The 22673-nt window shown below is 60.8% G+C and carries 18 protein-coding genes and 2 pseudogenes; 9 read left to right on the forward strand and 11 right to left on the reverse strand.

The genetic code is table 11. From position 1 onward, the window contains the following. Nucleotides 1–56: 56 nt before the first annotated feature. Entirely contained in the window at nucleotides 57–962 is a 906-nt protein-coding gene (locus tag ACTG2G_RS13725; RefSeq protein ID WP_335862527.1) for a 1,4-dihydroxy-2-naphthoate polyprenyltransferase, read from the forward strand. Nucleotides 963–1037: 75 nt separating this feature from the next. On the opposite strand, the pseudogene ACTG2G_RS13730 reads toward ACTG2G_RS13725, so the two are convergent. Further along, nucleotides 1038–2431 (reverse strand): annotated as a pseudogene (locus ACTG2G_RS13730) (PepSY-associated TM helix domain-containing protein). Between the two features lie 268 nt (nucleotides 2432–2699). On the opposite strand from ACTG2G_RS13730, the gene ACTG2G_RS13735 reads away from it, so the two are divergent. Beyond that, nucleotides 2700–3107 carry a hypothetical protein gene (locus tag ACTG2G_RS13735; RefSeq protein WP_005335923.1) on the forward strand — a complete coding sequence of 136 codons (408 nt, stop codon included), beginning with the start codon at nucleotides 2700–2702 and terminating at the stop codon, nucleotides 3105–3107. Nucleotides 3108–3278: 171 nt separating this feature from the next. On the opposite strand, the gene ACTG2G_RS13740 is transcribed toward ACTG2G_RS13735, so the two are convergent. Together ACTG2G_RS13740 and dbpA are read right to left on the reverse strand one after the other, a co-directional pair. Continuing rightward, nucleotides 3279–3569 (reverse strand): YkgJ family cysteine cluster protein, encoded by a 291-nt coding sequence (locus tag ACTG2G_RS13740; protein ID WP_005341481.1) that lies wholly within the window; start codon nucleotides 3567–3569, stop codon nucleotides 3279–3281. Nucleotides 3570–3658: 89 nt separating this feature from the next. Then, a complete protein-coding gene (gene dbpA / locus ACTG2G_RS13745; protein WP_421386644.1) occupies nucleotides 3659–5038 on the reverse strand; it encodes an ATP-dependent RNA helicase DbpA in 1380 nt (459 codons plus the stop codon). A gap of 542 nt (nucleotides 5039–5580) precedes the next feature. Here dbpA and ACTG2G_RS13750 point away from each other — a divergent pair. Beyond that, on the forward strand, nucleotides 5581–6786 hold the full coding sequence (locus ACTG2G_RS13750; protein WP_421386645.1) for a NupC/NupG family nucleoside CNT transporter: 1206 nt from the start codon (nucleotides 5581–5583) through the stop codon (nucleotides 6784–6786). 63 nt (nucleotides 6787–6849) lie between these two features. Here ACTG2G_RS13750 and ACTG2G_RS13755 read toward each other — a convergent pair whose 3' ends face one another. Both ACTG2G_RS13755 and ACTG2G_RS13760 read right to left on the reverse strand, forming a co-directional pair. Next, nucleotides 6850–7350: a metal-dependent hydrolase gene (locus tag ACTG2G_RS13755; RefSeq protein WP_216980260.1), complete on the reverse strand. Its 501-nt coding sequence runs from the start codon at nucleotides 7348–7350 to the stop codon at nucleotides 6850–6852. A gap of 125 nt (nucleotides 7351–7475) precedes the next feature. Further along, nucleotides 7476–7925, reverse strand: a complete 450-nt coding sequence (locus tag ACTG2G_RS13760; RefSeq protein WP_005335916.1) for a YaiI/YqxD family protein — start codon at nucleotides 7923–7925, stop codon at nucleotides 7476–7478. 139 nt (nucleotides 7926–8064) lie between these two features. Between ACTG2G_RS13760 and zntB the strand changes: the two genes are divergently transcribed. Then, nucleotides 8065–9030 carry a zinc transporter ZntB gene (gene zntB, locus ACTG2G_RS13765; protein WP_439985900.1) on the forward strand — a complete coding sequence of 322 codons (966 nt, stop codon included), beginning with the start codon at nucleotides 8065–8067 and terminating at the stop codon, nucleotides 9028–9030. Nucleotides 9031–9043: 13 nt separating this feature from the next. Further along, on the forward strand, nucleotides 9044–9556 hold the full coding sequence (locus tag ACTG2G_RS13770) for a mechanosensitive ion channel domain-containing protein (RefSeq protein ID WP_005354921.1): 513 nt from the start codon (nucleotides 9044–9046) through the stop codon (nucleotides 9554–9556). 141 nt (nucleotides 9557–9697) lie between these two features. Here ACTG2G_RS13770 and ACTG2G_RS13775 read toward each other — a convergent pair whose 3' ends face one another. Continuing rightward, a complete protein-coding gene (locus tag ACTG2G_RS13775; RefSeq protein WP_216952830.1) occupies nucleotides 9698–10111 on the reverse strand; it encodes a hypothetical protein in 414 nt (137 codons plus the stop codon). Between the two features lie 262 nt (nucleotides 10112–10373). On the opposite strand from ACTG2G_RS13775, the gene pulA reads away from it, so the two are divergent. Then, the gene (gene pulA, locus ACTG2G_RS13780) at nucleotides 10374–14438 is read left to right on the forward strand and encodes a pullulanase-type alpha-1,6-glucosidase (RefSeq protein WP_439985538.1); all 4065 of its coding nucleotides are present in this window, start codon (nucleotides 10374–10376) and stop codon (nucleotides 14436–14438) included. Between the two features lie 210 nt (nucleotides 14439–14648). Here pulA and ACTG2G_RS13785 read toward each other — a convergent pair whose 3' ends face one another. Then, complete coding sequence (locus ACTG2G_RS13785; RefSeq protein WP_439985539.1) at nucleotides 14649–17078, reverse strand: zinc/cadmium/mercury/lead-transporting ATPase; 2430 nt, start codon at nucleotides 17076–17078, stop codon at nucleotides 14649–14651. A gap of 184 nt (nucleotides 17079–17262) precedes the next feature. On the opposite strand from ACTG2G_RS13785, the gene tpx reads away from it, so the two are divergent. Next, nucleotides 17263–17763: a thiol peroxidase gene (gene tpx / locus ACTG2G_RS13790; protein ID WP_005341463.1), complete on the forward strand. Its 501-nt coding sequence runs from the start codon at nucleotides 17263–17265 to the stop codon at nucleotides 17761–17763. Between the two features lie 58 nt (nucleotides 17764–17821). Here tpx and ACTG2G_RS13795 read toward each other — a convergent pair whose 3' ends face one another. Continuing rightward, entirely contained in the window at nucleotides 17822–18649 is an 828-nt protein-coding gene (locus tag ACTG2G_RS13795; RefSeq protein WP_421386650.1) for an ABC transporter substrate-binding protein, read from the reverse strand. 145 nt (nucleotides 18650–18794) lie between these two features. Here ACTG2G_RS13795 and ACTG2G_RS13800 point away from each other — a divergent pair, with 145 nt between their 5' ends. Beyond that, nucleotides 18795–20024 carry a DEAD/DEAH box helicase gene (locus tag ACTG2G_RS13800; protein ID WP_421386651.1) on the forward strand — a complete coding sequence of 410 codons (1230 nt, stop codon included), beginning with the start codon at nucleotides 18795–18797 and terminating at the stop codon, nucleotides 20022–20024. A gap of 3 nt (nucleotides 20025–20027) precedes the next feature. On the opposite strand, the pseudogene ACTG2G_RS13805 reads toward ACTG2G_RS13800, so the two are convergent. Further along, nucleotides 20028–20858 (reverse strand): annotated as a pseudogene (locus ACTG2G_RS13805) (lysostaphin resistance A-like protein). A 162-nt stretch (nucleotides 20859–21020) separates the two neighbouring features. On the opposite strand from ACTG2G_RS13805, the gene ACTG2G_RS13810 reads away from it, so the two are divergent. Beyond that, nucleotides 21021–21725, forward strand: coding sequence for a substrate-binding periplasmic protein (locus ACTG2G_RS13810; protein ID WP_254204244.1), 705 nt, complete (start codon nucleotides 21021–21023; stop codon nucleotides 21723–21725). Nucleotides 21726–21796: 71 nt separating this feature from the next. On the opposite strand, the gene ACTG2G_RS13815 is transcribed toward ACTG2G_RS13810, so the two are convergent. Next, nucleotides 21797–22093, reverse strand: coding sequence for a hypothetical protein (locus ACTG2G_RS13815; protein ID WP_005348860.1), 297 nt, complete (start codon nucleotides 22091–22093; stop codon nucleotides 21797–21799). 53 nt (nucleotides 22094–22146) lie between these two features. Then, complete coding sequence (locus ACTG2G_RS13820; protein ID WP_031227767.1) at nucleotides 22147–22521, reverse strand: YacL family protein; 375 nt, start codon at nucleotides 22519–22521, stop codon at nucleotides 22147–22149. Nucleotides 22522–22673 lie beyond the last annotated feature (152 nt).

Below are 22673 nucleotides of genomic sequence, written 5' to 3' on the forward strand. Positions count from 1 at the left end.
AATCCGGTTCGATAACCCTTAACACGATCAATATCCGATTGTTTGGCCATCACAAAATGACAAATACCTTCTCTGTTTGGTTGCTGGCGGCGCGTTTGCGAACATTGCCGCTCGCCTGCTCTTCCATCCTGCTGGGCTCGGGGCTGGCTGCCAGTCGTGGCGCCTTCGATGGCACCATCATGGCGCTCTCCCTGCTGACCGCCATCCTGCTGCAGATACTCTCCAATCTGGCCAACGATTACGGCGATGCGGTCTCCGGCGCTGACAACGGTGAGCGGATCGGCCCGCAGCGGGCGGTGGTCTCCGGTCTTATTACCAAAAAGCAGATGTGCGTGGCGATGGGGCTGACCGCGCTGGCGGCGGTGGCCAGTGGCCTGCTGTTGCTCGGCTGTGCCTTCGGCGGCCAGTGGCTGCAGATTTTGGCATTTGTGGTGCTGGGTGGCGCGGCCATTGTCGCGGCGGTGACCTACACCGTGGGCAAGACCCCTTACGGCTATCGCGGGTTTGGCGATATCTCGGTGTTCCTCTTCTTCGGCCTGCTGGGGGTGCTCGGCTCCTACTACCTCTTCACCAAAACGCTGGAGTGGGATCTGCTATTGCCTGCCGCCGCCTGTGGCCTGCTGGCAACCGCCGTGCTCAATATCAACAATGTGCGCGATATCGAGACCGACGCCGCCAGTGGCAAGATCACTTTGGCGGTGCGCCTTGGCCGCAACCGCGCCATCGCCTATCACTGGGTACTGCTGGGAGCGGCGTTGCTGGCAACCATCGCCTTTATCCTGATCCAGCCCGCCAGTTTCTGGCCGTGGATCTTCCTGCCCGCCATGAAGCCCCTTAGCGATGCGGCCAAGACTCTTCGCGAAAGCTACGATGGCGAGGTGCTGACCGGTTCCCTCAAGAAGACCGCCATCAGCGCCTTTCTGTTCAGCCTGCTGCTCTCCATCGGGTTGGCGCTCTCCTGACAGCTGGTCGCAGCTCGCCAAGGCGAACAATGAAAAGGGCTCCCGAGATGGGAGCCCTTTTTGGTTTTGGCCGGTTTAGCTGGCGCGCACCACCTTGAGGGGGCGGCGGGAGAAGAGCAGGGTATCCAGCAGCCAGATGGTGACCATGGAGGCGCCCACCAGCGGGAAGGCGATCCCCAGCAGGATCAGCAGGGCGATGGCTCCACGCATCGGCGGGAGTTTGGCAGGCAGTGGCGGCGCGGCGAGACGGCCCTGCGGACGGCGGCACCACCAGATCCACAGACCACTCACGGCGCTGGCCTGCACCATCAGGCAGATGATCAGCATGGCGAGCTGATGGGGCCAACCGTAGAGCTTGCCCATGTGCAGCATGACGCCGCTCTCCACCGTCTTGGCGACCGGGCCGTAATCCTGCCAGCGCACATCGGCCAGCACCTTGCCGCTGTATTGATCGATATGCAGGGTGGCGTCGTTGCGCGGATCGTCGGCAAACAGGGCGATGGTGTAGACTCCTGTGGCGCCGATCGGCGGGGTGATGCTGTAACCCGGTTGGACTCCCCGCTCATGGGCGATCTCGACCACCCGTTGCAGCGCAATGCGCTGGCTTGCCATCACCACTCCCTCATGCTCGCCGTGGTTCATGGCACCGTGATCGTGCCCCTCATCGACCGGCTGCGAGCTGGGCATGGGGGTGTTCTCCACCGCCCAGGGGACGGTCTGCTCGTGAGCCTGATTGAGGGTGCGGGCCAGTGGCGCCGATTTGGGCACCTCATTCCACATGGCGGCGGGGAAGCGGTTCCAGACCGCAGCAAACTGATCGCCCCAGAAGCCGGTCCAGGTCATGCCGCTCAGCAACAACAGCAGCAGGAAACCGGCTCCCCAGAAGCCGACCACTGCGTGCAGATCCCGCCACCAAAGGCGTCCGCGCTGGTTCACTCTGGGCCAGAGGATGCCGCCCACCCCGGGCCCCTTGCGTGGCCACCAGAGGTAGAGGCCGCTCAGCAGCAGTACCAGCCCCCAGCCTGCCGCCAGTTCGATCAGCCTGTCCCCCGTGGTGCCGAGCAGCAGGTCGGCGTGCAGGGAGCGAGCCACCGCTTGCAGATTCCACTTGTTGTCCATGGTGCCGAGTAGGACGCCGCTGGCGGGATCCATAAACAGGGTCAGTTCCTGTTCACCCCGATTGACGATGAACTGAGCGCTCAGGTCGGGAGCGGCAGGTGGCAGGTATTTACGCAGGCTGGCATCGGGCATGGTCATCATCGCCTTGGCCAGCAGCTGGTCGGCACTCAGGGTCTGGCTGGCGGGGGCACCTTCATCAGCTCGGGGTACATCAGGTTGTCGAGCTGGGGTTTGAACAGATAGACGATCCCGGTCAGTGACAGCAGGATCAGGAAAGGGGCGACAAAGAGACCGGCGTAGAAGTGCCAGCGCCAGATCCGTTGGTAATGACTCGAGTCCCTGTTTTTCATTGCACATCCTTGTTGGGGTGCCAAACCTTTCGGCAGGTGGAATGTTTGTGGCGGCGCGGATAATAGCAGTAACGTTTCGTTAACTGCAATCGCACATCTTGAGATCGATTCAGTGCGGGCTGTCGGTAACATGAGGTGCCGACGGTTTGCTGGATAGGATGAGCACGCTTTGGGAAAAGCCTGTTTGCTGCTGGACTTTTCCTTATAAATTATTACCTTGTGGTAACAATTTGCAGGCGATGGTGGTGGTAACGGAATGGGAGCAGTCATGCAGCCACATGGGCAATTCGACATGGAGCGCAGGGGCCAGATGCTGATCTGCCGCCCGAGTGGCCCCTTCAATCTGGCTGGTGCCATGGCCTATGAGGCGCGCTTTCGTCACGAACTGGCCGGATTGATGGATGGCCCCTGGGGGATTGTCGAGGTCGCGACCGAGTTTGAAGCGGCCGGGCCCGAGGTGCTGGCCCGTTTTCGTCGCCAGTTTGGCTGGTGTGCCGAGAGTGGGTGTCAGTTTCTGGCGGTGGTCTTCGTAGGGGGCTTCAAGCGCTATCTGGCGGATAACATCTTCAAGGGATTACCCTTTCGGGCGGTACGTTACTTCGAGCAAGAGGCAGCGGCCATCCAGTGGCTGGGAGAGCAGCTCAACACCGCTCCCTGTGAACCTGCGAGCGCTTGACCACCCGTATCCTGACTGGCCTTGGCTCAATCCAGCTTGATAAACCACTTGTCCCGTTCGCCAACGCAGTCGGGTTCACCCATTTCGAATTCGCGGCAGATCAACGGCCGCACCTCGTACTCGTACATGGATGGGGCACATCATCGTGGTGAGTGCATTCGAGGATCCTGGTCAATCCAGCTTGATAAACCACTTGTCCCGTTCGTCAACGCAGTCGGGCTCACCCATTTCGAATTCGCGGCAGATCAACGGCCGCACCTCGTAGATACGGCACATCATGGTGTTGCGGTCGAGGGCGGCGCACCAGCCATCGTCCAGCCGGCGCATGACCGGTATCTCGCCATCCCGTTCCAGTACATAACGGTCCGGCACGCCGGTATCGGTAAAGAGCATCACTTCGAGGCGGCAGCAGCAGGCTTCGCAGTTCTGGCAGCTCACATCGGTTTGGATTGCTTGGGTCATGGTGCCTGTCTTGCCGCATGGCGGCATCGGAGATATGAAACAGGCGCCTGTCAGGCGCCTGTGGTCTGGCTAACGGCTTGCAAAAAACCTTAGCCCAGTTTGCGGGCGCGGTAGCTGCGACCCTTGATCTTGCCTTCCTGCAACCGCTTGAGGGCGGCGCTCGCCACGCTGCGCTTCACCGCGACGTAGGAGTACTGTTCGGAGATCTGGATCTTGCCCACATCGGCGCCGGCAATGCCGCCTTCACCGGTCAGGGCACCCAGAATGTCACCGGCCCGCACCTTGGTCTTGCGGCCTGCATCGATGGAGAGGGTCGCCATCTGCGGGGCGATCGGCTTGATGTCGCGGCCGATGCTGTCGAGATCACCCAGCGGCATCGGAGCCTGCTGGTACTCTTCGATAAAGTTGACGCGCTGGGCCTCGTTCGGCTGATAGAGACTCAGGGCCAGACCCTGCTGGCCGGCACGACCGGTACGGCCGATGCGGTGCACGTGCACTTCCGGATCGTAGGTCAGCTCGTAGTTGATGACGGCGCCCAGCTCCTTGATGTCGAGGCCACGGGCCGCCACGTCGGTGGCCACCAGAATGGTGGCGCTGCCGTTGGCAAAACGCACCAGCACCTGATCCCGCTCCCGCTGTTCCAGATCGCCGTTCAGCGCCAGCGCCGAGAAGCCCTTGGCGGCCAGATGGTCGGCCACGTCGTTACAGGCGCGCTTGGTGTTGCAGAACACCACGCAGGAGCTGGGCTGGTAGTGACTCAGCAGCCAGGTGAGGGCGTCGAGGCGCTGACCGGCAGGCACTTCGTAGAGCTTCTGTTCGATGGCGCTCCCCTCGTGCAGGGACTCCACGCTCACCTCGACCGGATTGCGCTGCACGCCGCGGCTCATCTGGGCGATCCCTTCCGGATAGGTGGCGGAGAAGAGCAGGGTCTGACGCTGCTGGGGGGCATAGCTGATGACCCGGTTGATATCTTCGCCAAAGCCCATGTCCAGCATGCGATCCGCTTCATCCAGCACCAGCGTCTTGAGGCCGGAGAGCTCCAGCGTGCCTTGCTCCAGATGCTTGAGAATACGACCCGGTGTGCCGACGGCAATGTGGGCACCAAAGCTCAGGGTGGCGGACTGCGGTGCGGTCGGGGTGCCGCCGCACAGGGTCACCAGCTTGACGTTGGGCAGGGCGCGCGCCAGACGACGGATCTCCTGAGCCACCTGATCCGCCAGTTCGCGGGTCGGGCAGAGCACCAGCGCCTGCACTTCGAGGCGGTTGACGTTGAGCTTGGCCAGCAGGCCGAGGCCGAAGGCGGCGGTCTTGCCGCTGCCGGTTTTTGCCTTGGCAATCAGGTCTTTGCCATCGAGCACCAGGGGCAGGCTCTGGGCCTGGATCGGGGTCATCTGCAGGTAACCCAGGCTGGTGAGGTTCTCTTGCAGGGCGGGGGAGAGATTGAGGCTGCTAAATTCGCTGTTGTTCACAAAAGGACTCTATTTCGGAGAAAACGGGGATGCGCGAGCGCTAAGGCCGCGCATCATACCAGAATGTGGCATCGGATGTGGCGGATTTTTGAACGGCTGGTCACGAGGGGCCATGAAAGGTTCATTTGTTGCCAAACCGATCGCGGGCGAGCACTGACAATGTAATAAGGACTATTTTTCAAACACTCATCTAATTATTTATCATGGATAAACGTTTTCTATTTTCAGTATTTTAATATAATGACTGGAAAATATTATGCGAGCAGTTACTGCGCCACAAGGAATGTTGCGAAAATGCTGATTAAATATTTTCAAAGAATATGAAAACGGCGCCACCACTACTCAACATTATGTTTTAAAAGGATTTATGTTATCTGTGTTGCGCGATTAATATCAGTTCATTGCACAATTAATTTAAAAACGTTTGTATTATCCTGCCTCCATAATATTGCGCGGGATTGTGATGGCTATCTGATTTTTAAATGTGCAAATGTCTATGATGGCGCCGGTCAAAAATTACAATTTACTCAGGTGCTACAGGTATGGAATACGTTCACTTTGTGCTCGGACTGGTGATGGTCCTCGCTCTCTCTCTGCTGGCTAACCGCCACAACTGGAAACAAATCAAGCTGCGTTATATCGGCCAACTGCTGGTGGTCGAACTGGCGCTGGCCTGGTTCATGCTGAACTCCGAAGTGGGTCTGGCGGTGGTGGGTGGCTTCGCCGCCGGCTTCACCAAGCTGATGGAGTTTGCCAAACAGGGTACCGACTTCGTGTTCGGTGGCCTGGTCAACGAAGGGGCCTTCTCCTTCTTCCTGATGGTGCTGATGCCCATCGTCTTCATCTCCGTGCTGATCGGTATTCTGCAGTACATCCGTCTGCTGCCGCTGGTGATCCGCGGTATCGGTACCGTGCTGGCCAAGATCAACGGCATGGGCAAGCTGGAGTCTTTCAACGCCATCAGCTCGATGATCGTCGGCCAGTCCGAGAACTTCATCGCCCTCAAGAACATCCTGCCGCACCTGAACGAGAAGCAGATGTACACCCTGGCGGCGACGGCCATGTCTACCGTCTCCATGTCCATCGTCGGTGCCTACATGCAGCTGATCGAGCCGCGCTACGTGGTTGCCGCGCTGGTGCTCAACATGTTCAGTACCTTCGTCGTGCTGTCGCTGATCAACCCCTACGAGCCGGATAACTCCGTAACCGACATCAAGGCCATTGCCGAAGGTGACGAGCACCACACGCCGAAGAGAGAGAACTTCTTCGAGATGCTGGGCGAGTACATCATGGCCGGTTTTTCCGTGGCCGTTATCGTGGCGGCCATGCTGGTGGGCTTTATCGCCCTGATTGCCCTGGTCAACTACCTGTTCGAGCTGGCGTTTGGTGTCAACTTCCAGTACGTCATGGGCTACCTCTTCTATCCAATCGCCTGGATCCTGGGTATCCCGAGTGGTGAAGCGCTGCAAGCGGGCTCCATCATGGCGACCAAGCTGGTAACCAACGAGTTCGTGGCCATGATGGATCTGGGCAAGATTGCTGCCGAGCTCTCCCCGCGTACCGTCGGCATCCTCTCCATCTTCATGGTCTCTTTCGCCAACTTCAGCTCCATCGGCATCATCGCCGGTGCGGTAAAAGCGCTGAACGAAGAGAAGGGCAACATGGTTTCCCGCTTCGGTCTGAAGCTGGTCTACGGTTCAACTCTGGTCAGCCTGCTCTCTGCTGTTATCGCAGGCATCATGATCTGATCCTCAGTGGCATCTGCCACGGTTTGAGCCCCTGACCTCGTCAGGGGCTTTTTTATTTCTGGCTTACAGGCGCCAGCCGCACCACCAGCCGGCAACCAGCAGGGTGAGGGTGCAAAAGCCGGTTTCGATGGCGCCGCCACTGCGCAGCGACCAGCCCGGCAGGCGGTAACGGCGCTTGATGGGCCAGAAGAGCGGAATGCCCGCCGGGGTGAGCCAGTCCCCCAGCAGATGGCTGAGGTAGCCGACGATCAGGGCATCCTTGACCCCCATGGGCAAGGTGTCCGGCGGCAGGCTCTGGTTCAGCCCCCAGACGGCAGCGGCGACCGCCAGCAGACTGTGGGTGAAACCGCGATGCCCGAACAGCCGCGACAGAGGTTTCGAGATCCACGGCAGTCGTTGCCCCAGCACCGATTTGGGGTGGTCGAGGTCGGGCAACAGGGCGCTGGCCAGCGCGGCAGGGATGGTCTGCCACAGACTGGCATCTGCCAGGGCCGGAGTGAGCTGCAGTTTGTGGGCGATCAGGGTGCAGGTAACGGAGAAGAGCAGGTGCCCTTGGGCGGTCATGATGATTACGGCGTGGACAAGATGGCGGCGCATCTTACCAGCCTGACGGTTGTGGTCAGCTCTTATTTTAAAAATCAGGATGTTACGGCGAAAAAGCGCCCATGTTGGGCGCCTTTAGGGTCTCTTTACAGCTTGCCTTTGACCAGCCACTTGTCGAGGGCGTTGGCGAAGCGCTGTTTGTCAGCGGCATTGAAGGGGGCCGGGCCGCCGGTCTGCACGCCGGCCGAGCGAAGCTCTTCCATAAAGTTGCGCATGCCGAGCCGCGCCTTGATGGTCTCGCGGGTGTAGATCTCGCCACGGGGGTTGAGCGCCTCGCCACCGGCATCGATCACCCAGGAGGCGAGGGGGATATCACCGGTGATCACCAGATCGCCGGGCTGAACCTGCTGGGCGATGACATGATCTGCCACATCGAATCCCTTCTCCACCTGCTGGGTTTTGATGAAAGGCGAGGGGGGCACCCGCAATCCCTGATTGGCCACCAGGGTGGTGACGACCTGGGCGCGGTGGGCGGCGCGGTAGAGGATCTCCTTGACCGGAATGGGGCAGGCATCGGCATCAACCCAGATGGGCATGGCATGGTTTCCTGTAGTGAAAGCGGATGAAAACGAGAGCGGCCATGTTAACACAGGCCTCCCCTTCCCGGCGCGGGGCTGAGTCGGCCCCGCCTTTGGTGTAAGCTGGGGCCAGCACATGAAACGAGAAGGAGACGAGATGGATCGGGTGCCCGGTGAAGTGATTTATGCCCTGACCCTGGATGGCAAGGGGGGCATGGCGCCGCTGATGGCGGGAAGCGAAGTCCCGGCGGGACATCCCGGCTGGCTGCATCTGGATTACGGCAATCCCGATTCGGCGCGCTGGCTGTTGCAGACCCCCTTGCTCAGCGAGGCGGCCAGGGAGTCGCTGCTCGGCCAGAGCAATCGTCCCAAGCTGGTGCGGATGGGGGAGACGGTGCTGCTGATCCTGCGCGGCATCAACCACAACAAGGATCACAGGCCCGAAGAGATGGTGGCGCTGCGCATCTTCATCACCCCGGATCTCATCGTCAGCAGCCGTCGTCGTCCGCTGCTCTCCGAACAGGATGTGTTCAACCAGCTCAAGCTGGGGGGCGGCGCCGATACCCCGGCCGACTGGCTGGTGGAGATTTGTGATGCCCTGACCGATCGGGCGGGGGAGTTTGTCGAGGAACTGCACGACAAGATCCTCGATCTGGAGGAGATGGTGCTGATGCGCGACATGCCCGCCAATGGCCGCTTGGCGCTGATCCGCAAGCAGCTCATCATGATCCGCCGCTACCTCTCCCCCCAGCGGGATCTGGTGGCGCGCCTTGCCAACGAGAAGATCAGCTGGCTGGATGAGGATGATCGCCGTCGTCTGCTCGATATCGCCGATCGGCTGCGGCGCTGGCTCGACGACCTCGATGCCGGGGTGGCGCGCACCGCTGTGCTGGCAGACGAGATCAACAATCTGATGGCGGAGGCGACCAACCGCCGCGCCTACCAGATGTCGGTGATGGCGCTGCTCTTTTTGCCCGCCAGTTTCCTGACCGGCCTGTTTGGCATCAACCTGGGGGGCATTCCCGGGGCCGAGAATCCGACCGCCTTCTGGGTCTTCTGTGGTTCGCTGGTGGCGCTGGCCAGCGGGCTGGCTATCTGGCTCAAACATCGGCGCTGGTGGTAAGGAGGCATAACCCATGTGGCAATCAATTGGTCTGACCCTACTGCTGTTGCTGGGGCATACCCTGATCCGGCGGCTGATTCACAAGAGCCTGCTGGCGCTCGGTCAGAGCAGGCAGGTGAGCGAGAACCGGGTGCTCTACGTGGCCCATGTGTTCCACTTCCTGCTCGGCTGTGCCACCTTGCTGGTGCTGGCCGGGGTGTGGGGGCTCGACTTCTCCCGACTGGTGGTGCTCGCGTCCTCCTTCTTTGCGGTATTGGGGGTCGCCATGGTCGCCCAGTGGTCGATCCTCTCCAACATCACCGCCAGCATCACCATCTTCTTCGCCTTCCCCTACAAGATTGGCGACCGGATCCGCATCCTCGACAAGGATGATTCGGTCACCGGCGTCATCACCGAGATCGGCCTCTTCTATGTGCGGGTGCGTGATGACAACGGCGATCTGGTCACCTATCCGGCCAACCTGATCCTGCAAAAGCCGGTCAGAAAGCTGGAGGGCAAGGTGGCGGAGCCGTTGCAACCGGAGTAGCAGGACATTTGCTGCCGGGGGCTGGGCGTAGCGAGGAGTGATGCTCTGGTGTAAATCCACCACGCCTTCATTCGACACAGGCTATTGTGGATGCGTGCTGCGGCCACAATAGCCAGAACGACTCAACAGTTGGCTCCGCAGCTAGATCTCCTGTTGTGAGAGATCGGCCTGCGGCTTGTGTTGCCAGATTGCGCCGAGCAGCAACTTGAGCAGCAGTCCGGGCGGGTTGTCCAGCAGTTTGCCGGACTCCAGCAGCAACTGGCCATCGGCGCGAAATCCGAGGCTGGCATCTATGGTGCCATCCTCCGAGACCACCTGGATCAGGCCATTGAGGGCGGAGCGCTCACCGGGCTGACAGCGCAGCCGCAGTTCGCGGGGTTCCCCCAGCAGGGTAAAGGCGCGGCTCAGCGGGGGTGAGTCTTCATAATCGGGCCAGTTGAAGAAGTGATACTGTTCGGCCAGGGCGCCTGCCTGCTGGCAGAACTGGTCGAACAGCTGCCCGATCGCCTGATACTCCTGATCGAGTCGTCTTGCCTGCTCTTCAATCCGTTTCATTGCTTACTCCTTGTCTATCCACTTGATCAGACATTGCTTTTCTGACCCCGTGACTGCCGTTTTCCAGATATGAGGCCAAATGGCCGCGAGGTCTGTGAGCCGGATCGAAGTTTCAGTCTGAAAACGTTATCTTGTTGAAACTGGATGGTTTTTTTGCCCTCTCGCTCACATTTGAATCGATTACCGCTGATTAATATGGCACCGCCTGGCAATGACCGGGTGCTCGACTATCGAGACTAACTACAGCGGGAATTATAAAAATATGGATATGAAAAAGACCAAAGTGGCGCTGGTAACAGCCTCACTGCTCGCGCTTTTGTCTGGCTGTAATGACAACAGCTCTGATGCCTCCGGTGTGAACCCCGTCCCCCCTACACCGCCTACACCTGAAGTCACCGATGGGCCTGTCGCTCGTCTGCCCAAGATGGATCCCCCGAAAGAGTTGCTGGTTGCCGGCGACAATCAGGTGGTCATTGCACTGGTGGATACCCAGTCGGCAGCCAAAGGCGCCAAGGCACCGTTTGACAGCTACAGCCTGCACCTTTGGAACAACGACGCCTGCAAGGCAACGGCAGATAGCAGCCTGAATACCGGGTGGGATGACAAGAGCAAGACACCGGCCACCGCCGACAGCTTTGGTCCGGCCTGGGTCGTTCCGCTCAACAAGGTGGAAGGGTGCATCAACTTTATCGCCCGCAACGGCGATCTGGCCAACCTGACCGGCAGCGATATGAAGGTGATCTTCAGTGAGCACCCGGATCGCACCGTGGCCATTGTCGCGGGCAAGAAAGATCTGTTTGGCAGCCGTGCCGAAGCCTTTACCGCCGCCTTTGGCGTGGCGGGGGCCAGCGCTCATTTGATCGATGGCAATACCCTGATTTGGCAAGGGGGCAAGGACAAGCCCCACGTTCGCCTCTATTACACCGACTCGGGCACCATCAAGGCCAATGCCGATGGGGTGTTCGATTTCCCCTATATCAGCCTGACCGCGACCAGCCTGACTGCCGAGCAGCAGGCCAAATATCCGCACCTCAAGGATGCGGCCGCCTTTGCCCTGCCTGCCGGGAAAGATCTCAAGCCCCTGCTCAAGGGTGAGCTGGTGGCTATCGGCACCGATGCCGACGGTATCCTGCAAGGAGCCACCCTGGTGCAGAGCGCCGGCGCCCTCGATGCGCTCTATGCTCCCGAGGCGACCAAGCTGAGCTATGGCGCCGTGGTAGAGGGCAATCGGGTGACCTTCCGTCTCTGGGCGCCGACCGCCAAGTCGGTCAAGCTGGCCCTCTACAACGCCAGCCACCAGAAGAGTGGCGAGGTAGCGATGACCTTTGACAGCGCCAGCGGCAGCTGGAGTTATGAAGGGGGCAGCGAGCTGATCGGCCAGTTCTATCGCTACGATATGGAGGTCTACCATCCGCTGAGCCGCAAGGTTGAGCACTACGAGGTGACCGATCCCTACTCCCTGAGCCTCGCGATGAACTCCGAGTTCAGTCAGGTAGTGGATCTCGAGGACCCGGCCCTGAAACCGGAAGGGTGGGACAGCCTCAAGGCGCCCCACAGCCAGCAGAACCCCGCCGACATCACTATTTATGAGGCCCATGTTCGTGACCTGACCGGCAACGATGCCTCCACCGATGAAGAGAAGCGCGGCAAGTTTGTCGGTCTGACCCAGCCCGACTCTGTACCGGTCAACCATCTGAAAGCGCTGGCAAAGAGCGGCGTCAGCCACTTGCACCTGCTGCCGGTGTTCGATATCGCCACCGTCAACGAGGATCCGGCCAAGGTGGCCAATCTCGGCGATGACTTCAGCAAGCTCTGTCAGGTCAATCCGGATGTGAAAACATCCAAATTTGGTGGCTATTGCGGTGGCGGCCAGACCGTGGGAGATGTGCTGGCCGACCTGCAAGGGGGCGACAGCAAGGATAATCCGCAGGTGCAGGAGCTATCCGGTTACCTGCGCGGCGTCGACTCCTTCAACTGGGGTTATGATCCCTACCACTACACCACGCCGGAAGGCTCCTACGCCACCAACGCCGAGGGGACCAAACGTATTCTGGAGTTCCGCGAGATGGTCAAGGCCATCAAGCAGAACATCGGCATGAACGTGGTGATGGATGTGGTCTACAACCATACCAACGAATCCGGGCTCGGCCCCAAGTCGGTGCTCGACAAGATAGTGCCTTGGTACTATCAGCGCCTCAATCCGGAGACCGGCTCGGTGGAGAACTCCACTTGCTGCTCCAACACGGCGCCGGAACACGCCATGTTTGCCAAGCTGATGGATGACTCCCTGGTCACCTGGGCGCGCGACTACAAGATCGACGCCTTCCGCTTCGACCTGATGGGCCACCATCCGAAAGATCAGATGGTGCAGGCGCTGGCCGCGGTGAAGAAGGTCAATCCCGAGATGTACTTCTACGGCGAGGGGTGGAACTTCGGCGAAGTGCAGGATGACAAGCGCTTCGTGCAGGCTACCCAGAAGCATCTGGGCGGTACCGGTATCGGCTCCTTCTCCGATCGCTTGCGCGATGCGGTGCGCGGCGGCAGTCCGTTCGACGGTGGCGATACCATTCGCAAGACCCAGGGCTTTGGCAACGGTGCCTTCGTCGCTCCTAACGAAATGAGCAAGGTGGATCTGGCGACGGCCTTGCACCAGTCCGATCTGGTGCGGCTCGGCATGGCGGGCAACCTCAAGGAGTTCGTGCTGACCGACAAGGATGGCATGCCGAAGAAAGGCGCCGAGATCGACTACAACGGTCAGCCTGCCGGTTATGCCCAGGATCCGCTGGAAGTGCAGAACTATGTCGACAAGCACGACAACCAGACCCTGTTCGACAACCTGATCTACAAGGCGCCTGCCGGAGCCGATCTGGTGCGGATGCAGGGGGTCTCGCTAGCGACTGCCATGCTGGGTCAGGGCATTCCCTTCACCCACGCCGGTGTCGAGCTGCTGCGTTCCAAATCCATGGAGCGGGACAGCTATGACTCGGGCGACTGGTACAACAAGGTCGACTACACCCTGGGCGACAACAACTTCGACAAGGGATTGCCGCGCAAGGACAAGGATGGCGACAACTATCCACTGATCGAGCAGGTGCTCGGCAAGCATGCCAAGCCGGGCTCGGCCGAGATGGCGCAGATGGTGAGCTTCTATCAGGAGCTGGCGGAGCTGCGCAACTCATCCCGCCTGCTGCGTCTGGGCAGTGGCGCCGAGGTGATCAAGCGGGTCGACTTCCGCAATACCGGCCCGGATCAGGTGCCGGGCCTTATCGTCATGACTGTGGATGATGGCGTCAGTGCCGGAGCGGATCTGGATCCGGCCATCGACGGTCTGGTGGTGATGATCAACGCCAGCAACCAGAGCCAGAGCATCGGCGACTTCCGTGACGGTAACGATCAGCCGATCGATCTGAGCGGTATGGTGCTAAGCAGCAAGCATCGCGCAGTCGACAGCATCGCCAGCGGCGCCGCCTATGATAACGGCCAGCTGACGCTGGGGGCCTGGTCTGCCGCTGTGTTCGTCAAGCCGCAGTCTGGTGCACAGGGTGCGGGCCTGCCGGTCAGCAAGAAGACCGACCTGAGCACCCTGCCACCGTTTGGCAACACCGATGTTTATCTGAAGGGGTTCCTCGATGAGTGGGGCAACACCAACCAGATGACCTTCAGCGGCAACTTTATGTACGAGTTCACTACCGAGGTGAGCACCGACAAGCTGGGTACCACCAACGTCAAGATCGCTGACGCCAGCTGGGGGCCGGTCAACTACGGCAGCTGTAACGCCGGTGACAAGCTGGTGGTTGGCACTCCGCTGACCCTTTGCAAGGGGGGAAAAACCGGCAATATCGGTGTCGATCTGGCCAAGGCAGGCAGCTACAAGTTTGTCTTTACCGCCATGAACAAGGACAAACCGACCCTGAGCGTCAGCTTCACCGAGCCTGTGCAGAGCTGCAAGGTGCTGGATACGGTGGCGGGCAATCCGCTTGGCTACAACCTCTTCGTCAAGGGTGAGCTCTCCGGCTGGGGAGCCCAACCTCAGTACCAGCTGAGCTACAAGGGGATGGACGGCGATCTCGCCATCTATCAGGCGGCGTTCAACTACGCTGGCAGCACCGAGTTCAAGGTCGCCAACGAGGACTGGAGCAAGGAGTACCTGCTCAACGGTGGCGGCGCGGTGAACGCTGAAACCGGCTATTCGTTCGCCTTCTCCAAGGGGGGCAGTGCCAATAACAGCATCACCCTGCCGCAGGGGCTGTGGAGTGTGCTGGTGAAGGTTGACCCGGCTGGCGTCAAGGCGGGCACAGCCGTCATTCAGGAGTGCAGCGTCAAGTAAGCAAGCCATTGAGTCCGGGGGATGGCTCGGCGCCCCCGGGTTGAATTCCACCTTGCCAAGGGTGGGATAACTCCGAGAGAGTAAGCAAAGCGCGACTGCCGACCGGCAGGCGCGCTTTTTCTTTTACGGGGTGCCGTGAGAGAAATGAGAGGAAAAAGAAAAGCCGTCCCGGTTGGGGGACGGCTTTTGGCTGGGATGCTATCGGCTGGCTTAACGCTTGCGCAGCAGCCGCAAGGCGTTGGCGGTCACCAGCGCGGTGGCGCCGGTATCGGCCAGCACCGCAATCCACAGACCGGTGATGCCGAGCAGGCTGGTGACCAGGAAGATGGCCTTCAGCCCCAGCGCCAGCGCGATATTCTGGTGAATATTGGCCAGTGCCGCCCGCGACAGCCGGATCATCGCGGCAATACCGCCGAGCTGGTTGTGGGTCAGCGCCGCATCTGCCGTCTCCAGCGCCACATCGGTGCCGCCCCCCATGGCTATGCCGATACTGGCCCGCTTCATGGCGGGGGCATCGTTGATGCCATCGCCGATCATCGCGACTTTCTGCGAGCTGGCGAGCTTGGCAATTTCATTGACCTTGCCCTCCGGCAGCAGACCGGCGCGCCAGCCCATGCCCAGCTCGGTGGCGATCGCCTCGGCGGCACGGGGGTTATCCCCGGTTAACATGATGCTGTTGAGCCCGAGTCGGTTGAGCTCTTGCAGCGCGGCCGCTGCCTCCGGCCGGATCTGATCCCGCAGCGCCAGCAGGGCAATCGGCAGCGCTTGGTCGCCACTGCTCTGGCAGAGCACCACGACGGTCTTGCCCTGCCGCTCCAGCGAACCAATCCGTGTCTGCTGTTCCACATTCAGGGTCGCCACCCGGTTCGGTGCCAGCAGTTGCCACAGTTCACCGTTGATGCGTCCCTCAACGCCCATGCCCGGCAGGGCACGCAAGTCTCGGGCCTCCGCCAGCGTCAGCCCCTGTTCGGTCGCGTTGGCGACCACGGCGCGGGCCAGCGGGTGGTGAGAGCCCTGCTCGATGGCAGCCGCCAGCGCCAGCAACTCGGCCTCCGGCTGGCCATTGAGGCTGACCAGCTCGGTCAGCTGCGGCTTGCCCAGGGTCAGGGTACCGGTCTTGTCAAACGCCACGGTATCGATATGGGCCAGTCGCTCCAGCGCGGCCCCCCCTTTGATCAGCGCTCCCTGACGGGTGGCGGCGGCCAGCGCCGAGGTGACCGCTGCCGGGGTGGAGATGACCAGCGCGCAGGGGCAGCCGATCAGCAGCAGCGCCAGTCCGCGATAGATCCATTCGTCCCAGCTCTGGCTGAAGGCAAGGGGCGGCACCAGCACCACCAGCAGAGCAACCAGCATCATGGCCGGGGTATACCAGCGGCTGAAGCGGTCGATAAAGCGCTCGATGGGGGCGCGCTGGCTTTCGGCCTCCTCGATGAGGTGCAGAATGCGGTCGATGGCGTTGTTGCCGGGCTCGGAGACGACTTCAAGACGCAGTACCCGATCGGCCGCCAGACTACCGGCCGGCACCTTGTCACCCTGACGGCGTTCCACCGGAATAGACTCACCTGTCAGGGCGCTTTCGTCAAACGCACCGAGTTCATCGAGCAGGCGGGCGTCGGCAGGTAGACGGGCACCTGGGGCGATTTCGATGATATCGCCGGGACGCAGCTCATCGGCAGCTACCTCTTCCCGCACCTCGCCCTCGGCAGTGGTACGGATGCGCAGCGCCTTGTCGGGTACCAGCGCCATCAGGGCGGTCACTCCGGCCCGGGCGCGTCCGGCGGCGTAGGCCTCCAGATGTTCACCCAGTATAAAGAGCAGCAGCACCATGGCCGCTTCGGCGGTTTCGCCGAGAAACAGGGCGCCCAGGGCGGCGACCGTCATCAGGGTCTCGATGGCGAAGGGGGAGCCGCTTTTGGTCAGCGCCCACGCCTTGCGGGAGATGGGCCACAGCCCCCAGAGGGTCGCCAGGGTAAAGAGTGGCTGACCGAGATCTTTCGGCAGCAGGGCAGCGACCAGCATCAGACTGGCCAGTGACAGGGGCTGCCAATATTTGCCCAGGGTGTTCAGCAGCGGGCTTTGGCGTGTTGCTCCCTTTGTGATTGTGTGGGCTCTGGTGGCTTGAGCACCCTTGAGCTGGAAACCGGCAGCCAGCACAGCGGCGGTGACGGGATCCGGGGAGAGGCCTGGGGCCAGATCCACTACCAGCTTCTCGGTGGCAAACAGCACGCGTGCCTGCTGCACGCCGCTCACCCGGCAGACGGCTGTCTCGATCTTGCGGGCGCAGCTGGGGCAATCCATCCCCAACACCTGCCAGCTATGGCGACTGTTACCTTGCTCCGGCGCAACCAGCGGGTCGGCAGGGGGCATATCGTGCTCATGCTTATGATCGTGAGCTGGCGATAAGGGGGGGCTGCAGCACGCTTGATCGTGACAGCCCCCTCGGGGAGGCTCTTCATCCCCGGGGGATTCATTGCCGTCACGGGATGCGTGCTCATGAGGTGTCTGGGTTGAACAGCAACTGACGGGCGTGGTGTTGTCGCAGCAGTGGCTATCGTGGTGATGCTCACTCTGGCCGGAGGTCGCCTTGCTGACGGCCTTGATGGGGGCAGTGTGCTGATGATTGCAGCAGGATTTGCTCATGATGAGTCCCTCTTGATGGATCCCGCCCCTGCGAGATCCCTGATTACCGAGAAGGAGTCTAAACCTTGGTGTTAAGTCCAAGGTCAACCCCTTTATATCCCTTGTCTTCGCGGGTGTTTGTCTGGTCCCGCCGCCCCTATACTGATCACCCGGATTTTTACTACACCAATAAAGGACATAACACATGAGCAACTCAGTCACTCTGCAAGGCAACCCGGTCTCCGTCGCTGGTCACTTCCCGGTCGCCGGTGAGCAAGCCAAGCCCTTCTCCCTGGTGGCCAAGGATCTCTCCGACGTGACCCTGGCAAGCTTTGCCGGTCAGCGCAAAATCCTGAACATCTTCCCGAGCGTCGATACCCCGACCTGCGCGACCTCTGTGCGCAAGTTCAACGAGCAGGCCAGCGCGCTGGAGAACACTGTCGTGCTGTGCATCTCCGCCGATCTGCCGTTCGCCCAGTCCCGCTTCTGCGGCGCCGAAGGTCTGGACAAGGTAGTAACCCTCTCTACCCTGCGCGGTGCCGCCTTCATGGAAGATTACGGCGTGGCCTTCTCTTCCGGTCCGCTGGTCGGTCTGACCGCTCGCGCCATCGTGGTGCTGGATGGTGACAACAAGGTGCTGCACAGCGAGCTGGTCGCCGAAGTGGCCGACGAGCCGAACTACGCTGCGGCGCTGGCCGTGCTGTAAGGCCGCAAGCCATAAAAAATCCCGCTTCGGCGGGATTTTTTATGCGGGAATTGTCTGTTCAGGGGGTTGCGGGCGGGGTGGTCGCCGGTTCAGCCTTGGCGGGTGGGGAGGGTTGCCACTCCACATAGGGGCGGTGGATCTTCTCGTAGATCTCGGCCAGTTTGCCGGTGGCGGCGAGTTGCTCAATGGAACGACTTAAAAATTCGTCTATTTCATCCCCGCTCCCCCCTTTCTGGATGATGAAGACATCCTCGAAATCACCAAAGAATTCACGGCGAATATTGGTCAGCTTCAGATTTTTCAGCATCAGGTCCGCCTCTTCTTGTGCCCAGACAAAGGCGTCTATGCGACCCCGAGACAGTTTGCGCAGTGACTGCTCGATACTCATCGAGCGCTGTACCGAGAAGGGCATATAGTCGGGAACGGCTTCAATCAGCAGATCCCGTTTGGTGGGCACTATGCCATAGGCCATATCTGTGGTGACCGGATGGGCAGTATTGCTGTAAATCACATGGGCCACCTTGCCAAAGCTGCGGGTACTGAAACGGTAGGGGAGCATATCGACCTCCCTGAGATTGCGGATGGCGGGCAGACCGAGATCTGCCTTGCCAGCGATCACTCCGGCCATGGCCCGGGCGATGGGATAGATGGTGATCCTGATGGTCACATCGGGATGAAGATCGTCGATGGCGCGCACTAAATCAACGAAAGGTCCTGTCTTGTCGGCATTGATCAGTCCCGGCAGCTCACCGAGATGCGCGTTAAGAGTACGCACCGGTTTGGCCTGTTCGGCCGCACTGTCGCTCGCCGTGCTGCCGGACAGGCCGAGCGAGATGCTGCCAAGGAGCGCACTGGTCAGCAGCAGGGTGGGGATGTGTCTGGTCATGACAGTTTTCTCTGTGATGGGTCAGCTCAAGTGTAGTCAGCCCGTTGCAATCCCCCCCTTGGCCTTGCCATCATGGATAGGGTTTTACTTCTCGGCCCCCGCTCACTAGACTTCGCCTCCCACTTCTCTTTGTTAACGTAGCGCCATGACCTTTCGCGAACTTGCCCTCCATCCCGCTCTGCAGGCCTCTTTGCCCGCCACCTTGCAGACGCCGACCCGCATCCAGCAGCTGGCGATTCCGGCAGCGTTGGCGGGGCAGGATCTGCTGGCACTGGCCCAGACCGGCAGCGGCAAGACGCTGGCGTTTGGTTTGCCGCTGCTGCAACGGCTGGATCCTGCCTCCAGCCAGGTGCAGGGTCTGGTGCTGGTGCCAACCCGCGAGCTGGCGATTCAGGTATCTGCCGCGCTTAAAGAGGGAGCCGAGGCGCTGGGATTGTGCATCGTGACGTTGTGTGGGGGCGTTGCGCAGGAGCGGCAACAGGCCGAACTGGCGCAGGGGCCACAGCTGCTGGTGGCTACACCCGGGCGGTTGCGGGATCTGCTGACCCAACAGTTGCTGGGGCTGGATGGTCTGCAGCTGCTGGTGCTGGATGAGGCGGATCGCCTGCTGGAGATGGGCTTTGCTCCCGACATCAAGGCGCTGCTCGGCTTTATTCCGGCGGATCGCCAGACCCTGTTCTTCTCCGCCACTTTGCCTGCCGAGCTGGAGGCGCTGGCCAACGGCCTGCTGCGTGAGCCAACCCGTATCGAGGCCACACCCCTCAACAGCGTGGTGAACGAGATCGAAGAGCGACTCTATCTGGTCAACAAGAGCAGCAAGGTGCCGGCGCTCATCAGCCTGCTCAAGGAGCAGGCGTGGCCGCAGGTGCTGGTCTTTATCAGTGCGCGGGATGATGCCGACGGGGTCGCCAGAAAGCTGGCCAAGGCGGGCATTGCTGTGGCTGCTCTCCATGGCGAGAAGGAGCAGGCGGTGCGCGAGCAGGCGCTCAATGATTTCAAGGAGGGTCGGGTGCGGGTGCTGGTGGCCACTGACCTGATGGCGCGCGGCATCCATGTGGAGGCGCTGCCGCTGGTGATCAATCTGGACTTGCCCGCCAGTGCCCCTGTCTACGTTCACCGCATCGGGCGTACCGCCAGGGCTGGCCGCGAGGGATTGGCCATCTCGCTGGTCTGTCATGGCGAGAGTGACATGCTGCAAGCCATCCGCACCCTGACCGGCCGCGAGCTGCCGCTGGGAGATCTGGCGGGATTCCCGGTCACCGACCAGCCTGCCAGCGGGGAGGGCAAACGCCCCCCTCGTGACAAGCAGGCCAATCGCCGTACTCAGGCCAAACGCAGCGTCAAGCAGTTCAAGGGCAAGACGCCGCGCAGTTGACCGTCAGGCTCTGGCCAGCGGGTAGGTGAAGAGCACCAGATGGGCGAAGTTGAAGGCGAAGTGGATCAGGATGGCCACGGAGAGTCGCCCGCTGAGCTGGAATACCAAGCCGTAGCAGCAGCCTGCCAGGGTCGCAAACAGCGCCAGCAGTGGGCCACCGGGCAGGTGGATGGCTCCGAACAGTAGCGCGGCCACGATGATGCCAATCTAGGGGCGGTAACGCTCGGTCAGCCCCTGCTGAATAGCGCCTCGAAACAGCGCCTCTTCCGCCACGCAGGTGAACAGCAGGTTGTTGAGTGCAAACAGCCACCACCAGTGGGGCAGATCCACTTCCGGTTTCAGTGCCCCCAACTGCCAGGCGATGACCAGCAGGGCACCCAGCGGCAGCAGTAACAGAGCCAGCGGACGCCAGCGGATAGCGCCTCCCTTACCAAGCAGCGTCGGACAGGCCAGCAGCAGCCCAAAGAAGAGCAGTGGCTTGTCGAGGTTCAGATACATGTTGAATGGCACACTGGCGGGGCCTGCCAGTACCTGATCCAGCACCTTGAGATTGCTGAAACCGGGGATCAGGTGCAGGGTCAGTGCCACCGCCCATGCCAGCAGGGCTGACCATGCGAGGGGGCGGCTATGGCCGGAGAAGGTGGGCAGACGCCAGGCCAGCAGCAGGGCTGCCAGCGTCACCAGCAGTGCGGTCGTGGTGATGCGATCCAGCCAGAGCGCCAGCAGCAGAGCCACAGCAAGCAGCAGGAAACCTGGCAGGCGTTGGCGTGCCATACAGAGCAGGGTGGCCAGTGCCAGTGCTGCCCAGATCAGTATGTCAGGTAGGGGTAACATCGGAACTCCTCTGTAACAAAAGCGCAGCACCTTAGCAGGGGCGTTGGCGCAAAGGCAACCAGACCGGGTTATTTGGGTCAGCCTCCTATACTGAACTGGAGAGTAAAGAGAGGGATGGCGATGAAGCACTATGGCTGGTTGTTCTGTTGTTGGTGTGGATGGTTGTCATGCGCCCCCCTGTCGCTGGTAACCGGAGATTTTTCGCCCTATTCCGGGGCCGGGCTGCCTGATGGTGGGCAGAGCACCCGGCTGGTGACGACCCTGCTGCGCGAGGCTGGCTATGACGAGCTGAAGGTGGATTACCTGCCATGGAACCGGGGCTACGAGCTGGTTCGCAACGGCCTGGCATCCGCCACCTTCCCTTATGCCTGGACGCGTGAGCGAGCCAAGCTGTTCTATTACAGCGCCCCCATTCATATCGATCACCTCTCCTGGTTCACCTATCGTGGCAGTGATGCGGTACTCGATGGCAAGTGGCAGGGGTTGAGAGTCTGTATTCCTGCCAGCTGGAGCACCAGTCACGCAGATGAGGTGATTGCCCGTTTTTCATTGCGGCTCACTCGCCCCAAGAGTTTGGTGCAATGTCTGCAACTGCTTGAGCGGAAACGGGTTGATCTGATGCCGATGAATGATGCGGTGACGGCGGACGCCAGCATGCAGGTGTTCGGCGACCCGAACTATCTGCAACCGCTCCCCTATTTTCGCCAGCGGGATACCTTCTATTTGCTGGTGTCGCGCAAGATGCAAAATGGACGCGAACTGATAGAACGCTTCAACGAAGCCTTGGCTGCGGCACGTGCCAGTGGCCATTACGACCAACTGGTTCCCTGGGGACAGCCACGTCTGCTGCGCTGTGAGCAACCCTGAGTCAGAGCAGATTGGCACCAATTAAAAAGCCGGAGCAGTGGCTCCGGCTTTCTTTATGCCTTCAGGGGCGATTAGCGGCCTGATTCTGCGATCACGCGGGCGATGATATCGGCGCGCTTGCCGGCTTCCAGTTCGCCCAGGGCGATCAGGCCAGCCTTGAAGATGACGTTCTTCGGCAGGCTGACGTCGTCCAGCGTGGCGATCGCTTCAACGTGCATGCCGTTCAGACGGCTGGCATCGCGCGGGCTCAGGTTGACCTGAGTGTTCATCACCTGCTTGCCTTTCTTCTTGGCAGGTGCAGCCGCTTTCTTGGTGGATTCCTGTTCTTCGTCTTCCGGCAGTTCGTCATCAAAATCGTAAATAGACATAGTCAATCCTGTTGAGTTAGGCAAAAGGGCACATTTGCCCGACATTGGGTCAATCAGCCCATATCCTCGTTACGGATAAAGGCGCGCCAGGAGCCGAGCACCTGGGCAAAATCTTCCAGCCCGCACATGGCCAGCTGTTCATCATCGTAGTAGGCGAGATCGTCAAGATCCTCACCCAGCTCGATATTGAGGGCGTTGGCTTTCACCTCCGCCTCTTCATGGGTCAGCAGCAGGGAGTAGTCACCGCCGTTGAGCCGGTATTCGACTCGGGTGCGGTTGGAGAGCTGATCAATGATGGAGAAGAGCTCGTCGAGCTTCTCCTCATCCTTGCCAACCTCGTCGATCAGCCACTGACCGATGGCTTCATGGCCCATGGAGAACCGGGCGCGATAGCCACCAAACGGGTCGCGGCGAAATTCATAATCCATAGCACAGTCCAGATCGGAGGGATGGGCCAGCACGGGCAGGCGGGTGCAAGCACGCAATTCCTGCTCCATGGCGGGGCACACATCGGGTAAAGTGACCTATTCTAGCGATCCCCCTCTCGCTTGTCTTGATGATGTGGCATCTTTGCGCCCAT

The sequence above is a fragment of the Aeromonas sp. 55A genome, from assembly GCF_051919665.1.
Taxonomy (GTDB): domain Bacteria; phylum Pseudomonadota; class Gammaproteobacteria; order Enterobacterales; family Aeromonadaceae; genus Aeromonas; species Aeromonas veronii.

Bases quoted from the DNA above. Each gene is read 5' to 3' on its own strand.
- ACTG2G_RS13725 (WP_335862527.1), top strand. From the start codon at position 57: ATGACAAATACCTTCTCTGTTTGGTTGCTGGCGGCGCGTTTGCGAACA.
- ACTG2G_RS13735 (WP_005335923.1), top strand. From the start codon at position 2,700: ATGCAGCCACATGGGCAATTCGACATGGAGCGCAGGGGCCAGATGCTG.
- ACTG2G_RS13740 (WP_005341481.1), bottom strand. From the start codon at position 3,569: ATGACCCAAGCAATCCAAACCGATGTGAGCTGCCAGAACTGCGAAGCC.
- ACTG2G_RS13750 (WP_421386645.1), top strand. From the start codon at position 5,581: ATGGAATACGTTCACTTTGTGCTCGGACTGGTGATGGTCCTCGCTCTC.
- ACTG2G_RS13755 (WP_216980260.1), bottom strand. From the start codon at position 7,350: ATGACCGCCCAAGGGCACCTGCTCTTCTCCGTTACCTGCACCCTGATC.
- ACTG2G_RS13760 (WP_005335916.1), bottom strand. From the start codon at position 7,925: ATGCCCATCTGGGTTGATGCCGATGCCTGCCCCATTCCGGTCAAGGAG.
- zntB (WP_439985900.1), top strand. From the start codon at position 8,065: ATGGATCGGGTGCCCGGTGAAGTGATTTATGCCCTGACCCTGGATGGC.
- ACTG2G_RS13770 (WP_005354921.1), top strand. From the start codon at position 9,044: ATGTGGCAATCAATTGGTCTGACCCTACTGCTGTTGCTGGGGCATACC.
- ACTG2G_RS13775 (WP_216952830.1), bottom strand. From the start codon at position 10,111: ATGAAACGGATTGAAGAGCAGGCAAGACGACTCGATCAGGAGTATCAG.
- pulA (WP_439985538.1), top strand. From the start codon at position 10,374: ATGGATATGAAAAAGACCAAAGTGGCGCTGGTAACAGCCTCACTGCTC.
- ACTG2G_RS13785 (WP_439985539.1), bottom strand. From the start codon at position 17,078: ATGAGCAAATCCTGCTGCAATCATCAGCACACTGCCCCCATCAAGGCC.
- tpx (WP_005341463.1), top strand. From the start codon at position 17,263: ATGAGCAACTCAGTCACTCTGCAAGGCAACCCGGTCTCCGTCGCTGGT.
- ACTG2G_RS13795 (WP_421386650.1), bottom strand. From the start codon at position 18,649: ATGACCAGACACATCCCCACCCTGCTGCTGACCAGTGCGCTCCTTGGC.
- ACTG2G_RS13800 (WP_421386651.1), top strand. From the start codon at position 18,795: ATGACCTTTCGCGAACTTGCCCTCCATCCCGCTCTGCAGGCCTCTTTG.
- ACTG2G_RS13815 (WP_005348860.1), bottom strand. From the start codon at position 22,093: ATGTCTATTTACGATTTTGATGACGAACTGCCGGAAGACGAAGAACAG.
- ACTG2G_RS13820 (WP_031227767.1), bottom strand. From the start codon at position 22,521: ATGGATTATGAATTTCGCCGCGACCCGTTTGGTGGCTATCGCGCCCGG.